The organism is Ruegeria sp. AL2 (assembly GCF_056540845.1).
This window is the reverse complement of the sequence record NZ_JBQFXM010000028.1, coordinates 1-18,410: the sequence shown is the minus strand read 5'-3', so window position 1 is coordinate 18,410 and position 18,410 is coordinate 1. Positions and strand designations below refer to the sequence as shown.

The 18,410-nt window shown below is 55.0% G+C and carries 16 protein-coding genes and 2 pseudogenes; 10 read left to right on the top strand and 8 right to left on the bottom strand.

Annotated elements, in window-relative coordinates; all coding sequences use genetic code 11:
* Positions 1-75 precede the first annotated feature (75 nt).
* From ACR0ID_RS18685 to ACR0ID_RS18670, 4 genes are all read right to left on the bottom strand, one after another.
* Positions 76-819 carry an aspartate/glutamate racemase family protein gene (locus tag ACR0ID_RS18685; protein ID WP_480607815.1) on the bottom strand — a complete coding sequence of 248 codons (744 nt, stop codon included), beginning with the start codon at positions 817-819 and terminating at the stop codon, positions 76-78.
* Between the two features lie 28 nt (positions 820-847).
* Positions 848-2,086: an NAD(P)/FAD-dependent oxidoreductase gene (locus tag ACR0ID_RS18680; RefSeq protein WP_480555838.1), complete on the bottom strand. Its 1,239-nt coding sequence runs from the start codon at positions 2,084-2,086 to the stop codon at positions 848-850.
* 1 nt (position 2,087) lies between these two features.
* Positions 2,088-4,301: a TRAP transporter permease gene (locus tag ACR0ID_RS18675; protein ID WP_480607812.1), complete on the bottom strand. Its 2,214-nt coding sequence runs from the start codon at positions 4,299-4,301 to the stop codon at positions 2,088-2,090.
* 89 nt (positions 4,302-4,390) lie between these two features.
* Positions 4,391-5,395: a TAXI family TRAP transporter solute-binding subunit gene (locus ACR0ID_RS18670; protein ID WP_480555840.1), complete on the bottom strand. Its 1,005-nt coding sequence runs from the start codon at positions 5,393-5,395 to the stop codon at positions 4,391-4,393.
* Positions 5,396-5,523: 128 nt separating this feature from the next.
* Between ACR0ID_RS18670 and ACR0ID_RS18665 the strand changes: the two genes are divergently transcribed.
* From ACR0ID_RS18665 to ACR0ID_RS18655, 3 genes and pseudogenes are all read left to right on the top strand, one after another.
* Positions 5,524-6,471, top strand: coding sequence for a LysR family transcriptional regulator (locus ACR0ID_RS18665; protein WP_480473598.1), 948 nt, complete (start codon positions 5,524-5,526; stop codon positions 6,469-6,471).
* A gap of 265 nt (positions 6,472-6,736) precedes the next feature.
* On the top strand, positions 6,737-7,165 hold the full coding sequence (locus ACR0ID_RS18660) for a transposase (protein ID WP_480607809.1): 429 nt from the start codon (positions 6,737-6,739) through the stop codon (positions 7,163-7,165).
* Positions 7,166-7,174: 9 nt separating this feature from the next.
* Positions 7,175-7,264: pseudogene (locus tag ACR0ID_RS18655) on the top strand (IS6 family transposase); the annotation flags it as partial.
* 707 nt (positions 7,265-7,971) lie between these two features.
* On the opposite strand, the gene ACR0ID_RS18650 reads toward ACR0ID_RS18655, so the two are convergent.
* The 3 genes from ACR0ID_RS18650 to ACR0ID_RS18640 are packed head-to-tail and all read right to left on the bottom strand — an operon-like array spanning position 7,972 to position 10,762.
* Positions 7,972-8,649, bottom strand: coding sequence for a GntR family transcriptional regulator (locus ACR0ID_RS18650; protein WP_480607807.1), 678 nt, complete (start codon positions 8,647-8,649; stop codon positions 7,972-7,974).
* Complete coding sequence (locus ACR0ID_RS18645) at positions 8,646-9,677, bottom strand: Gfo/Idh/MocA family protein (protein ID WP_480607804.1); 1,032 nt, start codon at positions 9,675-9,677, stop codon at positions 8,646-8,648. Before ACR0ID_RS18645 ends, ACR0ID_RS18650 begins: the two co-directional genes overlap by 4 nt.
* Positions 9,674-10,762 (bottom strand): isocitrate/isopropylmalate dehydrogenase family protein, encoded by a 1,089-nt coding sequence (locus ACR0ID_RS18640; protein WP_480607802.1) that lies wholly within the window; start codon positions 10,760-10,762, stop codon positions 9,674-9,676. The genes ACR0ID_RS18645 and ACR0ID_RS18640 overlap by 4 nt, the downstream gene beginning before the upstream one ends.
* Before the next feature lie 136 nt (positions 10,763-10,898).
* Here ACR0ID_RS18640 and ACR0ID_RS18635 point away from each other — a divergent pair, with 136 nt between their 5' ends.
* From ACR0ID_RS18635 to otnC, 7 genes are read left to right on the top strand one after another with little or no spacing between them, the layout of a single operon-like run.
* Positions 10,899-11,906: a Bug family tripartite tricarboxylate transporter substrate binding protein gene (locus ACR0ID_RS18635; protein ID WP_480607800.1), complete on the top strand. Its 1,008-nt coding sequence runs from the start codon at positions 10,899-10,901 to the stop codon at positions 11,904-11,906.
* 56 nt (positions 11,907-11,962) lie between these two features.
* Complete coding sequence (locus ACR0ID_RS18630) at positions 11,963-12,712, top strand: hypothetical protein (RefSeq protein ID WP_480607798.1); 750 nt, start codon at positions 11,963-11,965, stop codon at positions 12,710-12,712.
* Positions 12,713-12,716: 4 nt separating this feature from the next.
* Entirely contained in the window at positions 12,717-14,228 is a 1,512-nt protein-coding gene (locus tag ACR0ID_RS18625) for a tripartite tricarboxylate transporter permease (RefSeq protein ID WP_480607795.1), read from the top strand.
* Entirely contained in the window at positions 14,228-14,515 is a 288-nt protein-coding gene (locus ACR0ID_RS18620) for a putative quinol monooxygenase (RefSeq protein ID WP_480607792.1), read from the top strand. The genes ACR0ID_RS18625 and ACR0ID_RS18620 overlap by 1 nt, the downstream gene beginning before the upstream one ends.
* Positions 14,512-15,309, top strand: a complete 798-nt coding sequence (locus ACR0ID_RS18615; protein WP_480607789.1) for an N-acyl homoserine lactonase family protein — start codon at positions 14,512-14,514, stop codon at positions 15,307-15,309. The genes ACR0ID_RS18620 and ACR0ID_RS18615 overlap by 4 nt, the downstream gene beginning before the upstream one ends.
* Entirely contained in the window at positions 15,306-16,583 is a 1,278-nt protein-coding gene (gene otnK, locus ACR0ID_RS18610) for a 3-oxo-tetronate kinase (RefSeq protein WP_480607786.1), read from the top strand. The genes ACR0ID_RS18615 and otnK overlap by 4 nt, the downstream gene beginning before the upstream one ends.
* Positions 16,580-17,221, top strand: a complete 642-nt coding sequence (gene otnC, locus ACR0ID_RS18605; protein ID WP_480607783.1) for a 3-oxo-tetronate 4-phosphate decarboxylase — start codon at positions 16,580-16,582, stop codon at positions 17,219-17,221. Before otnK ends, otnC begins: the two co-directional genes overlap by 4 nt.
* Positions 17,222-17,640: 419 nt before the next feature.
* On the opposite strand, the pseudogene ACR0ID_RS18600 reads toward otnC, so the two are convergent.
* Positions 17,641-18,286: pseudogene (locus ACR0ID_RS18600) on the bottom strand (BCCT family transporter); the annotation flags it as partial.
* Positions 18,287-18,410: the final 124 nt, after the last annotated feature.

The following is an 18,410-nucleotide window of genomic DNA, read 5'->3' as shown; positions in this document are numbered from 1 at the left end:
CCCAGAATCGGGCGCGTTCGTCTTTTGACGAAACGGTGATCCAATTCATTTCTCGCCACTAAAAGCACGACGCAGTCAGCGTTGCCACGGCATCATTCCAGAGTAAGGTACCCGGACCGCTATAGAATGCGCCATTTGTGCTAATGTCGTAAGGTCAAAAACGGGAAGCTGCAGCTCTTTCTGAAGACGCGCGGAATATGGCGGCAAATCGGTGCACTCCAGTACCAGCGACCGGATTTCCGGTGTTTGGTGTTTTAGTCGCCGTGCTGCTTCAAGGACTTCGGCCTCGATCACATCGGTGTCCATGCGGGTCCGTGTATTCCGCAAGATCACCTCAGCGAATTCGCTGGTGTCCTCCAATCCTTGCACCGCGACGGGTATACCGGCGGCTCCGACGCCTTCGAAATGCTTTGGCGTCAAGGCTGACGCATTTGCAGTCAGCACGCCCACCGGGGCCTTGGCTCCGGTCATATGGAAGGCGAGGGGCACCTGAATCAGGCTCGATGCAAAGACAGGCACGGAAACGGCTGCGGCGAGTTCCTTTTGGAACAAAGCCAGAAACCCGCAACTTCCCGTAATGGCGCGAACGCCCTCGGCCTCAAGGCGTTTTGCGCCCTCAACAAAGGGGGCAAGCAACTCAGGCGATGGGTTGTTCAGCAGGGTCGGGACGGTGATTCCGTCGATCATTTCGTAGAGCACGGGAAACGGAAGGCTGGACGGATTCTTGATGTGTCCGGGCGGTTTGGGGAAATAGCTTTCAAGGCACAAAACCCCGATCGAACCCCCGCAGATGTTTTGACCACCTTCGTAAATTGGCATGGTACTTGGGTCCTTTTGACTTAGAGATCTAAAATCGGGCCAGCGAGAATGGGTCCAAACTGATATTTGGACTGCGGTCAGACACGAGATCCGCCACTAGTTCCCCCGTTTTCGGTGCCATCATCAGGCCGTAGTGAGAATGCCCGAACGCAACGTAGAGCCCGTCTTTGCCATTGAGCGGCCCAATCGCAGGCAGGCTGTCAGGAAATGAGGGGCGCCGTCCCATCCAGAACTTCGCCCCACCTGTATCAAGGTCCGGCACCAAAGATTTGGCCTGATCGGTCAGTATCTTTTCTTTTCGCGGGTTGGCTGGTGCGTCTACGCTGCCAAACTCGGCCGTGCCGGCAACCCTCAGTCCGCCCAACATCGAACTTGCGACGATCTTTGCATCCACATCCATGACGGAATTGTTCAGCACAGCCGAAGGGCTCGGGAACTCGATATGATACCCCCGCTCAGCCACAAGCGGTACCGGTAGTCCGAGAGGTTTCAGCAGGTCGGCAGACCACACCCCGGCGGCAAGTACAACATGGTGCGCGTGCAACGAATCTTGCGACGTGGAGATCTGCCATCCGCTTTCCCCGGCGCGACTAATCTTGGTGACTTCGGTCCGCACGAATTCGGCACCTTGGGTACGCGCTTTTTCGGCCAGAACAGCGCCCAAACGCCCCGGTGAAGTTGCGCGCGCTTGGCCTTTGATCACGATTGCAGCCTTGAACTCATTGGACAGTGCAGGTTCCAGGCGCCGTAGTTCAGTACCGTCAACACGCTCCAACTCACCACCTTTTTCCCGACGGATCAGATAGCCAAGCCCGTCTAGGTTGGCCTCTTCCGGATTGCGGAACGCGTGAATGTAGTAGCTGTCGACGATCAGGTTCTCGTGCCCAGTGCCTTGCAAGTGCCGACGATAAAGATCAATGGACGGACGGCACAAAATCTCCATCGCATCCGAAACTTCGCGCACAGTCTTTTCGCTGGACTTACCCAGAAAGCGCAGCCCCCACGGGATCATCTTCGGCCAGAAGGATGTCCGGACCGACAACGCGCTTTTCGGATCCAACAGCATTTGAGGAAGTTTTTTCCAAATGCCGGGAACGGCCTGGGGAATGATCGACCAGGGAGACACCACACCTGCATTGCCGAATGAGGTCTCCTGCCCGGGCTCTCCCCGGTCAATCAACCGCACGGTTTTGCCACGTTCCTGCAATGACAGCGCGCAGCAGATGCCGACGATCCCGGCGCCGATAATGGTTACACGTTCAGACATGTCAGGCCGTTGCTTGAGTTCGGGTGCGGGCGATCAACTGCGTAACGATCACGGGTGACGCTACTGCCAGCGCGATCAGGTCAGCCGTTATCGTGGGCGCTACGAAGATGATCCCGGCAAAAGCCATCAGAATACGAGACAATACGTTGAGCGGTTGCAGCCAATAACCGACGACCGCCGCGGACAGGGCGATGACCCCCGCTATGCAGCTTGCCGCAGTGTATGTGAACTCCCAAAAATCGAACCCGGTGGAGGACACGAACAACAAAACCGGTGCATAGACGAATGCCATCGGCGCTATCACCTTGCCCAACCCGAGCGTAAACGCGGACAGCCCGGTGCGGAACGGATTTGAGTTGGCGATCGCAGCCGCCGCATAAGCCGATGTACAGACCGGAGGCGTAATTTCGGACACCACGCCGTAGTAGAGCACGAACAGGTGGCTTGCGATGGGCGGAACACCCAACTGGGCCAGCGCGGGCTGCGCGACAGAAACCAGCATGATGTAAAGCGCGGTGGTTGGAATACCCGCCCCCATCAAAATGCAGACGACAGCGATGAAGATCAGGGAGATGAACAGTTGCAGGTCTTCGATTGCAAACAGCTGGAAGCTGCCGAACGAGATCATATTATAAAGATCCGCCGCCAGATTACCTGCCCCTTGCGTGACCATAAATCCGATACGAAAGCCGATACCAGTGGTGTTAATCACACCCACAACGATACCCACAGCGGCGGCAGCGGCACCCACCGCCAGCGAGTATTTTACGCCCAGTTCGACAGCAGCTAGCATCTCGGGCACTTCGATACGTTTTTGCGGGTTCAGTGTGGCAGTCACAGACAGCGCGCAGAGTATCGCGGTCATTGTCAGGTCGAACCCGCCATCCGAGAACTTCCATAACACAAAGGCCAGAAACGCCGCCGCGTAAATCAGCGTTGGTGGCTGCTTGATACGCGACATACCCGCGATCACCGCCAGCGATATGCCGCAGAAGGCAGACATGAATGGCGTGTAACCGGTAAACAGCACCACCAGCAGGCCAATCAAGGGCACGATATTAGCCCAACCTTCAGCCCAGACAGCCTTGAGTTGCGGCAATTGTTCCTTTGTCAGACCCTTCAGGTTCAGCTTGCGCGCCATCAAGTGCACAACCGCGAAGACGCCAATATAGTGCAGAAGCGCCGGGAAGATCGCCGCAATGACAATAGTGGTGTAAGGCACCTCCAGGAATTCGGCCATGATAAAGGCCGCGGCCCCCATGATGGGCGGCGTGATCTGGCCGCCCGCCGAGGAAGCAGCCTCGACCCCGCCCGCGAAATGGCCGGGGTAGCCCAGGCGTTTCATGTTCGGGATGGTCAGCGCGCCGGTTGAAACCGTGTTGGCGACCGAGGACCCTGAGATCGTTCCAAAGAAAGCCGATGATACGACCGACACCTTGGCCGGACCACCTGTATAGCGACCCGCCAGAATGGTGGCATTGTCGATAAACAACTTTCCCAACCCGGTGCGCTGCGCGATCACACCAAACAAAACGAAATGGAAGACGATGGTCGAAACGACCCAAAGCGTGACGCCATAGATGCCTTCCTGCGGAAAGTACATCGACGACACGAAGGTTTTGAAGTTTACACCGGGATGCTGCAACAAGCCGGGGAAGTACGGCCCAAGCAGGGCGTATGAGATAAAGACGCAGATGATCAGCGGTAGCACCCAGCCCAAAGTGCGGCGCGCGATGTCCAGTACCAGCAGGATGATGATCACACCCAATATCACATCGTAGGTGTTGGGGTTACCCATGCGGAATGTCTGTTCCTCGATCCCAAGAAAGGGAATGCCGCGCCATGCAACGCCAACATAAAGCGCAGCAACGATTCCAAGCGCCATGAAAACCAAATCGTAAAGAGGGACATTCCCAATGCGAAATCGGCTGACCTTGAGTGCATAAAGGCTCTTGGCGCCGATAATAGGGATGGTGGCATAAACCAGGATGAACAGCAGGGCCAAGTAGATACCCATGTGCCAATGGTCCGCAGGCAGGCCGAACCCGGCGGTGAAAAACTCGTAGAACGCAAAGATCAGGGCGACGACGCGCAATACCTTGCCCGTGGTGGGCGAAACTTCACGTACAGCGGCACCTTCGTCGAACTGTTCCTCAATTGCAGCTAGTTCTTCGGCCGTCAGTTCGCGGTCATCAGGTTGGTGGGTCTCGGACATGATGGCCTCCCTGTCATATTGGTGCATTTTGACAGTGCGATGCCCCCATTGAGGCATCGCGTCTGCAGGTCAGTTTTGTGAGTGGTAGGTTAAAGTAGGCCTGCTTCTTTGTAGAACTTCTCGGCCCCCGGGTGCAGCGGAACACCCAGTGCCTCTACGCCGTCCAGTGCCGTATCAGGTGTGATTTGCTTGCCTTTGGCATGGCCGTTGTCCAGCAGTTTGCGCGTGTTGTCATTCCAAAGCGCCTTGGTCAGCTGATAGACCAGATCTTCGGACAGGTCCGAAGAGACAACCAGCATCGCGCTAACCGCAGGGGTCTTGGTTTCGGTGTCGATCCCTTCATAGACGCCACCCGGAATGACCGAGGGGATATAGGCCGGGATGATCTCGTTGATCTTCGCCAGATCTTCGTCGCTGAAGGAATGCAAGTTCATGCCCTTGGTCGATGACAGTTGAACCATCGCCGCAACGGGCCAACCTGCGGCATAGAAATAGGCGTCCAGTTGACCATCCGCCAAACGCTCTGCGCTCTGGCTGTTATTCAGCTCGGCCTCATCCATATTGTCCCGGTTTACGCCCCAGGCATCCAGCATCTGCAGCACGGCAACTTGTGTACCGGAACCGGCTTGCGCGATACCTACACGCTTGCCTTCCAGATCGCCCAGATCATTGATCGTCTGTCCTGCAGGCAGAACCAGATGCAGATCCTCCGGGAACAAGTTTGCCACAATGCGCAGCTTGGGATGCGGCTTGCCTTCGAACTTGCCTTCCCCCAGATACATCGAACGGGTGACGTCTGCAGCGGCCAGACCGGCCTCAAGCTCTCCGTTCTGAACAGCGGCGTTGTTGAAGACCGAAGCGGTGGTGGATTGTGCGATTGCAATCAGGCCCGGAACACCGCACTGGCCGCCTTCTTCACAGGGGCGCGAGCCCGGAGGGGCGGAGATACCGTTTGCGATGGTACCTCCGATAGGGAAGTAGGTTCCGCCTGCACCACCGGTCCCGATGCGGAAAAACGTTGGGTCCTGCGCCAGCGCAGGGGCGGCAAGCGCGCCCGCCAGGGCCAGTCCGGTCAAGCATTTCACAAATTTCATCATCATCTCCCTTTTTGGATGGTCAGATTCGGTTTGGCCGAATTTCGATCCTGCAAGCGTAGAGGCAAATTGCATAAAGACAAATTTATTATATTTCACAAAATTATAGTTTAGCTTATACATGACTCATGAACCTTACGCAGCTGACCGTTTTCCGTGAGGTGATGGAGACCGGCTCCATCTCTCAAACCGCCAGGAAACTGAACCGCACCCAGCCTGCGATCAGTCTGGCCTTGAAGAATCTTGAAAAGACCCTTGGCCTGACACTGTTCGAGCGTAAGGGACGGCGATTGGTACCTGTCCCCGAAGCACATTACCTTTTGGCCGAAACCGCAGGTATTCTGGACCGCCTTGCGACAATTTCCAGCACGATGGAAGGATTGATCAAGGGGCATTCCGGCAGCCTGAATATCGCGACAATGCCAGGCCCGTCCGCCTTTCTTTTCCCGCGTTTCATCAGCCAATCGGTCGGCGAGAACCCCGAGATACGTATCACATTATCTACGCGCAGTTCGCCTCAGATCATGGAGCTTGCGGGCACGCAGAATATTGATTTCGGCTTCGCAGACTTCGAGTATTCGGCCGGGAAAGAGCCTCAGTATTCAACAGAACTGATCCAGGCAGATTGTTTTTGCGCCGTTGATCGTGACAGCCCGCTTGCTTCGCGCATGACCGTTTCCATTTCCGATCTTGACGGAGCCCCGATGGGGGGATTGCATGCCGCGCACCCGTTTCAGCGCAAAATTCGGCAAGAGTTTCAGGATGTATCCGCGAATTACAATCCAACGGTGACCTGTCAGTACTTTCTTCCCTTGATACCCTTTGTGAGTTCAGGACAGTGTTATTCTATCATGGACCCATTGACCGTTGCCACTGAACAAGAGCTGAACCTGTCTAATGGAAAGGTTGTATTCTTACCGTTCGAAAAACCGCTAAGATACGAGTATGCAACCCTTGTGCCCGACCACCGACCACCGTCTCAATTGGCTTTGAAGATCAAAGCGGGTTGGAAAGCCGAAGTTTTGTCGATGTTGGAAGAGGTGAAAGCCAAACCTATTGTAGTGGGGATAGATTAAGCGAGTAGCTAACAGAACTGGATAGCTTGGACGTTACAAAACGATACTGTCGAGACGGAACTCCGGTTTGGATCAATTGCAGTAAATCACGAAACCCCGCAATGGGCCCACCGCCACGCTTAGCAACGTCCGCTTCCTGCGCTTAACTATCATTCGAGCAGCATGCCGCATCTTGTGATATTGTATAGGTATCTGATGGAATGGACATCCCCTGATCTCTCATCTGATAGGTTTTGGAGATGGATTCCACCAAGTGGTTAGCAAAATGGCGGACTTGGAGCTTGTTGGCATAGATCTGGCGAAAAATGTGTTTCAGCTTCACGGGTGCAAGTTCCTCGGGCGAAGTAGTTTTCGCAAACAACTCAGACTCAACAACCTTCTATTGTTCGTTGCTACACTACCGACGTGCACCATTGCCATGGAGGCTTGTTCCGAGAGCCACTATTGGGGGCGAGAATTTGCAGCCCTCGGACATACGTTTCGTTTGATCGCGCCCAAATATATCAAACCGTTTGTGAAAAGCAGCAAGAGTGATGCGATTGACGCTGAGGCCATGTACGAGGCAGCGCTGCGATCAACGATGCAGTTTGTGCAGGTCCGCAGCGAAGACAATCAAGCAGTGGCCCTGGCCTTCAAAGCACGAGATCTGTTGATCCGGTATTGCCAAGTTGTCTGGCGTTTCGACGACGACTAAAGGCAATGAATGAACATTCCGTCCGGCATGCCGCGCCTGAAGGGCTTTCGCTACCCTCGCGAGGTCATTGCCTACGCGGTTAGGACATACCATCGGTTTGTCCCCGGCAAACTGGTGGAGTTGGAACGTGTCGAGGCCCTGCACCTACACGAAGGCGAGCCCAGAGGAACCGAGACCGAATGGCTCGGCACTCGCGCGATCTGGAACATCTCTCGTACCGAGAACAGTGCCGTGGTCCGCTTCGAACATGTGCGTCTTGCGCCCAATCTCCACAGCCACGAGGTCTGCGAGGCCAGCTGGGACCGCTTCGTCTTCGAAAGCCTCAAAGCCTATCTCGATACCGTGCGAGGCATACCGCACCGGGCTTTGGATTTAAGTCCAGCCAGTTAGGGCGAGCCGGGAAAGCCCGGCAGGGCCGTGGCGCAGGCGGCCCCGCGCTGGCCACCCGCCATCGTCTCGTGCCCGCCCGATCCTCAGCACCCCACGACCCGGTTCTTGCGCATTGGGTCCCACACCCGTGCCAGTAGCAAGAAACGGGTCGATTGGCCGGCGGTCGGCCCGATAGACCCATGGTCATGCAAATAAGTTGAAAGGCATGATCATGGAACTGAAGAACAAGACCGTCATTGTCACCGGCGCAAAGCTCGCCTCTTAAACCCGCTGCCACAGCGCGTTATTGTCATCCAGCCAAGACTTCGCAACAGAACCCACCACCCGTGCCAGATAAATAGTGGCACAATTGTAAGCGACTAAGACAACGTTCAAAAAGCTTTTCCTTAGACGTCTAATGGGCGAACACGAGTAGATCAAAGGCTGTTAAGCCGGTGCTTTTCAAGTATCCCGCAAAGGATAGCCTTGGCTTGGAGCCTGTGTTCCCGATGACGTTCGCGCGCCACATCCGGTCGACCTTCACTAATTGCTTGGAAAACAACCCGGTGATCTTCGTTGGATTTGACTGGTAGAGGCCTGATAAACAGCGTCGTTGTACGTGCGCGGTGAACCTGGTCGCTCACCATGGCCACAATCGCTTCTACGCGTTTGTTGCCACCCAAACGCACGAGTTCCTGATGAAACAATTCATCGGCCTCGGCCCAGGCTTCCAAATCTTCGGTTTCGATGGCTTGATCCATCTTTGCGATTGATCCTGCAAGTACCGCCAGTTCATCTTCTGAATAACCCGCTTCGGCGGCGCGCTGAGCTGCGAGACTCTCGAGTTCCGTCAGTATGTCGTAGATTTCGCGCATATCGTCTGATGAAACGGGCAGTATTCGCACACCTTTACGGGGCCGCATTTCCAGCAACCCTTTACTTTCCAACATCAGTGCAGCTTCTCGTATCGGGGTGCGAGACATGCCCAGAGTCTCAGCGAGTTCCGACTCCAGATGATCAGTCCCGGCTGCAAGTTCGCCGGACAAGATCATCCGCCGCAAGTCACTAACAGCGCGTTGTGTATTGGAAAGAGATTTGGTGTCCTGATCTTTCACAGCGTCTCCAGGTTGATCTTTCGTCCCTCCGCAGCCGAAAGATAGATCTTTTCTTCGATGCGGATCACATCCAAATAATCTCGGGCCGTGTTTTCCAGCGGCGTGCCCCGTAGAAGGCCTGAAACAACGTGACTTTGCAAGGCGTGGACGCAGTCTCCTCCAAATCCATCATTATCGCTCGGAGGTAGAATTTGTTGTCGCTCCTGTTTTCCAAAAGCGCGGAGTTCTACTGAACCGTCGCCGTTTAGAACCAGTGACCCGTTTGTTCCTTCGATAAGCGCCTCGCCCATGGTCTGACGCAGGTTATCGGCGCTGTGGTCAAGGCACCTGTTGCCATCGAACAGAGCTTTTAAACCGTTGGGATGGTCAAACAAGATGCAACCTGCGTCCTCGCCGGCGATAATTGGGTTCACTCGACGTAGGTCCGCGTAAACTGCATTGGGCGTATCGAACAAAAATCGGAACGTGTCTACCCAGTGAACCGCTGTCTCATGTACCAGAAAACGTGGCATGTCCTGAAAGTACGGCTGCCGGTCAAGGTAGGCGTGCGGTCCTTGTCCGTCGCCGGGCCGAAGCCGAAAAGTCGCTTGTAGAGGTGTTCCAATTCGACCCTCGGTCATCGCTACCTTGATCGCACGATACCAGGGCTGGAAGCGAAAATTCTCATGCACGACAATGGTTGCGCCTACTGCTTCAGCCTCGGAGACGATCTTCTCCGCTTCATCCAAAGACATGCAGAAAGGCTTTTGGCAGATCAGCCACTTGATGCCAGAGCGCAGTGCCGTTCGGATGGCGTCAGCCTGCGCCACCGGTGGAAGGATGATGTCCACGAGATCTGGTTCTTCGATCTCCAGCATTTTCGACAGGTCATCGTAGGCGGTCAGCCCCGTTTTTTTCGCCTTGTTGATATCGCGGTTGCAGGATGCAATCGGAACAGCGCCGGGCATTCGGGACCAGCTTTCGTAGTGGAACTTGCTGAAGTATCCCGCTCCCACACACGCGACTTTGATGGCTTCTTTAGTATTCATGCCTGCAATGCTTCCAATACCGATGAGGCCGCGTCCCGCGTTCCCGCAGTACCGCCCAAGTCTCGCGTCAGGTTTTGACCGTTCGCAGTCACCTTTTCCACGGCTTCGCGCAAACGTTTGCCGTCGTTACACAGTTCTGGGTGATCATGGGTCAATCCCAGCCATTCAAGCATCATCGCCGCGGACAGGATCATCGCAAACGGATTAGCAATACCCTGTCCCGCAATGTCTGGAGCTGAGCCGTGGCAAGGTTGGAATACGGCGTGGTTCAACCCAATGTCTGCCGAAGGAGCCAATCCAAGACCACCCATAAGACCAGCGCCAAGGTCGGAAAGGATGTCTCCGAACATGTTCTCGGTCACCAAGACATCAAATTCCCAGGGCTTTTGGACCATCCATAGAGCGGTAGCATCAACATAAGCATGGTCTGCCTGCAAATCGGGATGGTTGGCAGCCTCAGCGTCAAACATGGATCTGAAGAACGCAAAGGCTCTGAATACATTGGCTTTGTCGACACATGTAACCCGCCCCTGGCCACGCCCGGACGCCTTTCGGTTTTTGGCGAGTTCAAACGCGAACCGGAATAGCTTTTCGGATACCTCACGCGTGATCAACAGAGTTTCGCGCGCCTCATCTTCAGTGACTTCGCCTGTTCCTTGGGTGAAGAACAATCCTTCGGTGCTTTCACGGATCAAGACAAAGTCGATCTCTTTTCCGTTGGGGAGCGACAAGGGCGTCATTTGTCTGCTGCTTACCTTTACCGGGCGCACACCGGCAAAAAGACCGAGCTGCTTCCGCAGGTCGATCTGTGGTGAAATCTCGGTTCCGTCGGGGTAGCGGACATCCGGCAAACCCATTGCAGACAGTAGTATCGCGTCAGCCTTGCGTGCCGTTTCAAGTGATCCCGGTGGAAACGATTCTCCAGTTTTTACGTAGTGGGATGCGCCTGCTGGCGCGTCTTTAAACGCTAGCTCATAGCCGGGATTGTTGCCTGAGAGCTGGCGCAGAATTTCAAGCGTAGGGGCCATAATTTCAGGACCGATTCCATCCCCGTGGAACACTGCCACATCATACTTCTTTTTCATCTTAGCCCGCTTCCTTCCCGTTTCGCATTCATAGCGCGATAGCAGCTTCCACTACAGTCCGTTGACAATGCATTCTTTAATGTATACGCAAATAAATGCAATAATAAACGCGAAGTTGTTTTGGGAGGACTTGGAAATGAAACTGAAGCTAGGGCGGTTGGCGGCCGCGGTCGTTATGGCGACGGGAATTGCTGGGGCTGCTGCTTCACAGGATTACCCCTATCGGGATATCACCACTGCTGTGGTCTGGGGGGCCGGTGGTGGCACGGACACGATCAACCGGATGATCATGGCCGAGATGGAAAAACACCTTCCGGTCTCGATCAACGTGATCAACCAAACAGGTGGGGTCGCAGGCTCCAACGGCATGGTCTACGTCATGAACCAACCAGACGATGGTTATACACTGGTCGGTCTGTCAGAGTCGAACGTCACCGCAGCTGTACAGGGTGGTTGGGATAAGAAATTTGATTTTTGGTATCCGTTTATTGTCGGCGGATCACCTGATCTGATCTCGGTTCCAGCTGACAGCCCTTACAATACTCTGGAAGAACTGGTCGACGCCGCAAAAGCTGCTCCCGGCACTATTCCAGCTGCGGCTTCCGGCGCGGGTTCGATCCACCACTTGAACCTTCTCGCCATAGAGAAAGGGTCCGGGGCAGAATTCAAGTTCGTTCCATACAAGGGCTCGGCGCCGGGGCAGGAAGCCGCAATAGCGGGTGAGGTTGCGTTGGTTGTGACCTCTCTGGCTGAGCAGGCGCCACTGATTGAAGGTGGTCAGCTGAAACCGCTTGCGATGTTGACGCCGGAAGATGCGCAAATCGCCGGGGCATCAGTGCCATCTGCCTTTGGTATTTATGACGGTCTGGATCAATACCTGCCGCTTAAACAAGCCATCGGATTTGCCGTTCACAGTTCGGCCGGAGATGACGTTAAGGCAGCCCTCGGCGATGCGTTCGAGAAGGCGATTGCGTCCGACACCGTCGCTGAATGGGCCGCGGCCAACAATTACGATGTCGGTGGCCAACACGGCAAAGAGGCTCAAGAACTGTTTGCAAACCTCGAGGCTACCTTTGCCTATACTTTGCTGGATCTGGGCGCTGCCACAGTCGATCCGGCCTCGCTGGGTATCGAGAAGCCCTGACCGGGCGGCTTTGAAAGGGCGCGTTTCACCGCGCCCTTTCTTACAGGAGGCAGAAAATGAGCAAGGTCGACGAAACACTGGTCATGCGGTCACGCGACTTCTGGGCTTCGGTTGTTCTGATAGCAGTGTCCGTCTTTTTCCTTTGGAAGACGTTGGACATTCCCCTTTGGGGTGAAAACCGCGCGGGTGTAAGTGGATCGGATTGGTACAACTCGGCTGCAATTGTACCGCTGTTCATCTTCGGTGGACTACTTGTCTTGTCCTTTGTGTTGCTGGCTATTTCGATCCGCTCAGGTGGAGCCCAAAACGCGCTCAGTGCTTTGGGCATCGGATGGGATAACTCGGAAGCCTATCGAGCTTCAACAATAGGCCTGATCCTTCTCGCATATGTCGCCGGGTTGGTTCCCCGAGTAGACTTTATTTTGTGCTCGGGATTGCTGATTACAGCACTGACCTACGGATACTACGGAGGTCACGCACGTCGTGCCTTGGTGGCCTGCATCGCCGTCGTCGTCGCCGGACTGTTTGCATTCGCCTTGTTTCCCGCGCAGGCGGCGTGGAATGCACATGGTGATGATTGGTTCACATTGGTCCTCTGGGCCGCTCTAACCCTTTTGGTGCTGACCAAAGCGTCTTCCGAACCAGTTTTGCGGGTCGTTCCTTTCATCGCGATATTGGCCCCGCTCGTCCTTGTTTGTGCGATGGCCTTTGTATTCCGACAGAACGTGCCTGCGCGCGGCGGGCTGATCTTCAAGCAAATCGAATACCACTACTACGTGACGCTTCGTCCGTTATGGAAAGACTGACCGGATGGACTTTATCCTTTCGCAACTGGCTGGATTTGGAACTGCCTTCGTTGGTCTGGCAGTGGACCCGCTGACCTATCTATACTTGATCGCATCCGTGTTCCTGGGCATCACGTTCGGCGCATTGCCCGGCCTAACGGCAACGCTGGCTGTGACGATCCTGACAGGTTTCTTCGGCAACAAGATTCCATTGGACTATTCGCTCATTGCCTTGCTCGGGGCCTATGTCGGCGCGATTTACGGCGGCTCTTACCCCTCAATCCTGTTGAACATACCGGGCACAGCAGCCAGCGCGGCGACGGCCATGGATGGCTACCCCTTGGCGAAAGCGGGTCGAGGGGGCGAAGCACTTGGGCTGACCACGACGGCCAGTTTCATTGGCACAGTTATCGGGACCATCACGCTTTTGATTTTTGTCTGGGCGTTGCTATTGGTCTCAAAGAACATCGCAAGCCCGGAGAAAGCACTTCTTGCCCTTTTCGGCATTCTGCTTTCTGGCACTTTGATGAGCGAAGACCTGGTGATTAAGGGATGGATCGCCGGTCTGATCGGGCTTGCGATGTCCATGGTAGGGCTCGACCCATTGTTGTCAGAACCGCGCTATACCTTCGGTTGGTCTTACCTGATGAGCGGGTTTCAAGTCGTTCCAGTTTTGATGGGGGCTTTTGCGATCCCTCAAGTCATCGACGGTTTGCGGCACGTTGAGGCCGGGAAAATTCTGGCCCTGAAAGGCCGTATTCTTCCAAACCTTCGCTCTATTCGACGCTACCTGCCCACCATTGGCCGGTCAGGCGTGATCGGGACCGGGGTAGGAGCACTTCCCGGCGTTGGCGAAGATGTCGCAGGCTGGGTCAGCTACGGTGTCGGCAAGACTGTTTCTGCCGAGGGCGATAAATTCGGGAAAGGCTCCTTGGAAGGTCTGCTGTGCTCTGAAACTGCAAACAACGCCTGTATTGGCGGCGCGCTGATCCCGCTTTTGGTGTTGGGCATTCCCGGTTCACCACCCGCCGCCGCTTTGATGGGGGCTTTCAAAATCAACAACGTAATCCCGGGTCCGACGATAGATCCCGAGATCATTCTGCGTGTAGTCGCGATCCTTGTGCTGGCCTCCCTGACAATGTTCCTGATGGGGCTTTTTACCGCTCGGGTCTTTATCAAAATACTCGCCATCCCGCAGACCATCTTCTTGCCAGTCGTGATGGTTCTGACAACAATCGGGTCTTTCAGCGTCGGTGGCGGCATCAATGATCTTTACCTGATGCTTGGCGTCGGCGCCGTTGCCTATTTCATGAACCTCATGAAGTACCCAATCGCTCCGCTGGTTATTGGGGTTATCTTGGGAAGTCTGTTTGATGAAACCTTCCGCCGGTCGCTGTTCCTGTCGGACGGGGACCTTTCGGTCTTCTTTTCACGGCCCGGTGCGGCCATTCTGCTGGTGCTCAACATTGGTCTGATCCTCAGCCAATTGCCCGTTGCGAAGCGCGCTTTCTCACGTCTGAAAGGACTTTCTGTTTGATGTTTGTGGTTACTGTCACCTTCACTCTTAAGCCCGGTAAGAGAGACATCTTTTTGCCGCTGATGGTCGAAAACGCATCCACCTCTTTGCGTGAAGAACCCGGATGCCAGCAGTTTGACGTTTGCCTCGGCGACGATCCCGAGGCAGTTTTCCTCTATGAGGTTTATGATGACAGCGTGGCGTTCTCCGCCCACCTAGAAAGCGCGCATTTCAAATCCTTCGATGCGGCTGTGGCTGATATGATCGCTACGAAGACAGTTCACCAGTATTCCGAGGTCATCCGATGAATGATTGGGAAATTCACGCCGTGAAATACGCGGATCGCAATGCCCGCACTCGACGCGATAGCTTCATCTTAGATGACAATCACGACGCGCCTCATGCGATGGATTATTTCGTTTGGGTATTGAAACGCGGCAATGAAGTCATTCTGGTCGATACCGGCTACGACGCCGATGAGGCCGCCGCCCGTGATCGCCCGATCGCGATGGACCCTCGCGAGGCTCTGCGCCCCTTGGACATCACGCCGGAAGCGGTGACAGACATCATTGTGACCCATCTTCATTATGACCATGCGGGGGGACTGCATATGTTCCAGAACGCGAAGTTGCACATGCAATCGGCGGAAATGGCCTTCGCCACTGGTCCCTGCATGTGCCACGACCACCTGCGCGCGCCTTTCACTGCGGGCCATATTTGCGAGGCCGTAAAACGCCTCTATTCAGGTAAGGTCGTGTTCTACGATGGAGAGGCCGAGATTGCAGATGGGGTGACCGTGCATTGTATCGGCGGGCATTCGCGCGGGTTGCAATGCGTTCGTGTAAGAACGACAGCCGGGTGGATGGTTCTGGCCTCTGACGCCTCGCATTACTATGAGAATTTCATGGCGCGCAAAGCTTTTCCCATCGTCGTCGATTTGCAGGACATGATGGATGGTTTCGAGACCCTGGAGAGGTTGGCCTCGCATCCTCGACTTATCGTGCCCGGCCATGATCCACTTGTGCGTGAGATTTTTCCCGTCGGTACGGCACCGCATATCCATAGGCTGGATCCAGGGCCGACGAGGGACATTGAAATATGAAAATCGGCGTCATAGCGGACGACTTTACCGGTTCGAGTGATATAGCGAACACCCTGGCAAAGGGCGTGGAGCCGGAAGGTGGATTACGAACGGCTCAGTTTCCGGGTATTCCGACTGCCCCGGCGGACATGGAGATTGAAGCGGGTGTGATTTCGCTCAAAAGCCGCACCGCACCTATCGAGGAAGCCGTAGCAGACAGCTTGCGTGCTTTGCGGTGGCTCGCGGATCAAGGATGCCAGCAGTTCATTTTCAAGTATTGCTCCACCTTCGATTCCACGTTGGAGGGAAATATCGGCCCCGTTGCGGAAGCGCTTGCCGACCAACTGGGCGCGCAAAAGGTGGTGTTTTGTCCAGCTTTTCCGACAACAGGGCGCACCGTCTATCACGGTCATCTATTTGTGCTCGGCAAGCTGTTGCACGAATCCGGGATGGAAAATCACCCTCTCACTCCGATGACGGATGCGAACATCAAGCGCTGGTTGCAGCATCAATCCGATGAAGCGGTTGGGTTGGTGCCAATTGACACTGTGAAGCAAGGGCCAGAGGCAATTGCTGATGCATTGCAGAACGCAGACGAGCGCTTTATGATCGGTGATGCGATCTCGGACGAGGATTTGCTGGCCTGGGGCGAAGCTCTAAAGGATGCCAAGCTCATTACCGGGGGATCGGGGATAGCGCTGGGGCTACCCAGAAACTTCTTAGAAGAGACTTCATCCAAAAGTTCTAGCAGAGTGTTTTCCGGTATAGCAGGGCCAGCCGCTATCATTGCTGGATCTTGTTCAGGTGCGACCCGTGGGCAGATCGATGTTCATGCGGAATCCCACCCGACATTCGCCATTGATGTGCCGGGCGTCATGTCCGGGGATGTGACCGCGCAAACGCTTCTGGATTTTTTTGAAGCGCATCCGGGTCAGGCGCCGCTCGCATACTCATCTGGAAGCCCAGATGATGTGCGTGCGATCCAAAGTCAGTTCGGTCAGGAAGCGGTTGCAGAAAAACTGGACAATCTCTTTGCAGATACCGCGCGAAAACTTGTCCAAAAGGGCTACAAGCGATTGGTGGTGGCCGGGGGGGAAACATCCGGCGCTGTCGCCAAGGCCGTGTCTGAGGCACTGGGGTCGCCAGCCATGTCAATTGGGCCAGAGATTGACCCGGGCGTACCTGTCCTGAGCGTTGGAAAAACTGAACCCATTGCGCTGGCTTTGAAATCTGGAAACTTTGGCGCTCCGGACTTCTTCGCAAAATCCCTCAGAATGATGGAGGCAGGCAAATGAGTTCTGAAGAACTGGCGCTGCGACGGCAGATGTCGGAACTGTGTGCTTCGCTGTTTGCACGTGGATTTTCCGTCGGTACTGCGGGCAACGTCTCCACACGTCTGCAAGACGGAATCCTCATGACGCCAACCAATTCGACTTTGGGGGATATCGACCCCGAACGCATCGCCAAGATTGATCTGGATGGGAACCACGTCTCCGGAGACAAGCCAACCAAAGAGGTTTTTCTGCATCAAGCCTTCTATGAGACGAGACCAGAAGCAGGTGCCGTGGTTCATCTGCACTCGACCTGGGCCACCGCTCTGTCCTGTCTGGAAGACACCGATCCAGATGACTGTGTTCCACCGCTTACGCCGTACGTGGTCATGCGCGTTGGCACGGTCAAACTGGTTCCATACGTTAAGCCGGGCGACCCGAAGTCCGGTGATTTGATCCGCGAACTGGGCGGCAAACATAGTGCTGTTCTGCTGGCCAATCACGGACCCGTCGTCTCAGGAAAAAACCTCTTCTCAGCGGTCTGTGCAGCAGAAGAGCTGGAAGAAACGGCCAAGTTGCTTGTGGCACTGCGGGGAATGCCAACCCGATTATTGGATGCAGCACAAGTCGCAGAAATCAAGGAAACTTTCGGAGGGATTTAAACCGACTCTAAAATGGTGAATGTGCAATCTTTTGGGCAAATCGTGCAGTGTTATGCGCAGACACCGCGCAGAATTATGGGTAAACATCCAAGGTTTTCTTTGATAATAACAATGTAAGAAATCTATCGTTGTAAGCGCATCTACAGCCCCTCGTTTTGCAGCTTAGTTCATATGCTAAATTTGCGATATATCTCCGAACTTGGTCGATGGCTGGAGATCTGGAATGTGAATGCTCCGGCCTTTATCGCACGGCAGGAGGAGCCAAAACTCTCAGTTTTTAGCCTGCGGCGCATTTGCGACTGTGGGCAAGCAGTCACTATGCAGCATCTTAATCTGCATTTTTGGTAAATTTCTGTGTGGGCCTTTGTCCTATTTGTGACCCCAGTTCTGTCCTGGGGTCACAGTTGGATACGTGAAAATTATTCGGCAGGCATCGTTGACGTTTGTGGATCAATAGTTGATGCAACACCGGCGGCTTCTCGGCGCCCGTCGTTCCAGATCGCTTTAATCAATGCGATGCACATCAGCGCCATGACGATAGAGAATGGCAACGCGCCGATCACCATCGCGGTCTGAATGGCCCCAGTTCCACCTGAGATCAGAAGGCCACCAACAACCAATGCCAGCGCTGCCCCCCCAGAACATGATGTGTGGTCGAGCCTTTGGACCTTCGTCACCGGCGGCGTTGATCGTGTTCACGATCAGAACGGCCGAGTCAGCAGAGGTTACAAGGAACGTCATGAGCAAGATCACGATGACAACCGCCATGGCCCAGGCAAGGAACTCTGCGATTGGAGCGAGCATGTACGTGGTCATGGCAAAGATCTTGTCACCATTGGCCGCATCAAGGATCACACCATTTGCGCCGCCGTTCAGTTCCAAATCAATCGCTGTACCACCGGCCCAGGCGAACCAGACAAAGCACATCAGCGACGGCACGATCATTGCACCCAGCACGAACTCACGGATAGAGCGACCTCGCGAGATGCGCGCCAGAAACAATCCGACGAAGGGTGCAAACGCGATCCACCAGGCCCAGTAGAACACTGGCCACCAGCCTTGCCATTACGCCAACAGGAAGGATTCGGACCCCTCGACACTGTTGATTTCCGCTGAGAAGTGACCCGGTATTTTCACCGAGATTTGACCCACCTTTGTTTATGTCTCAGCGTTTATGTTGTGGTCAATG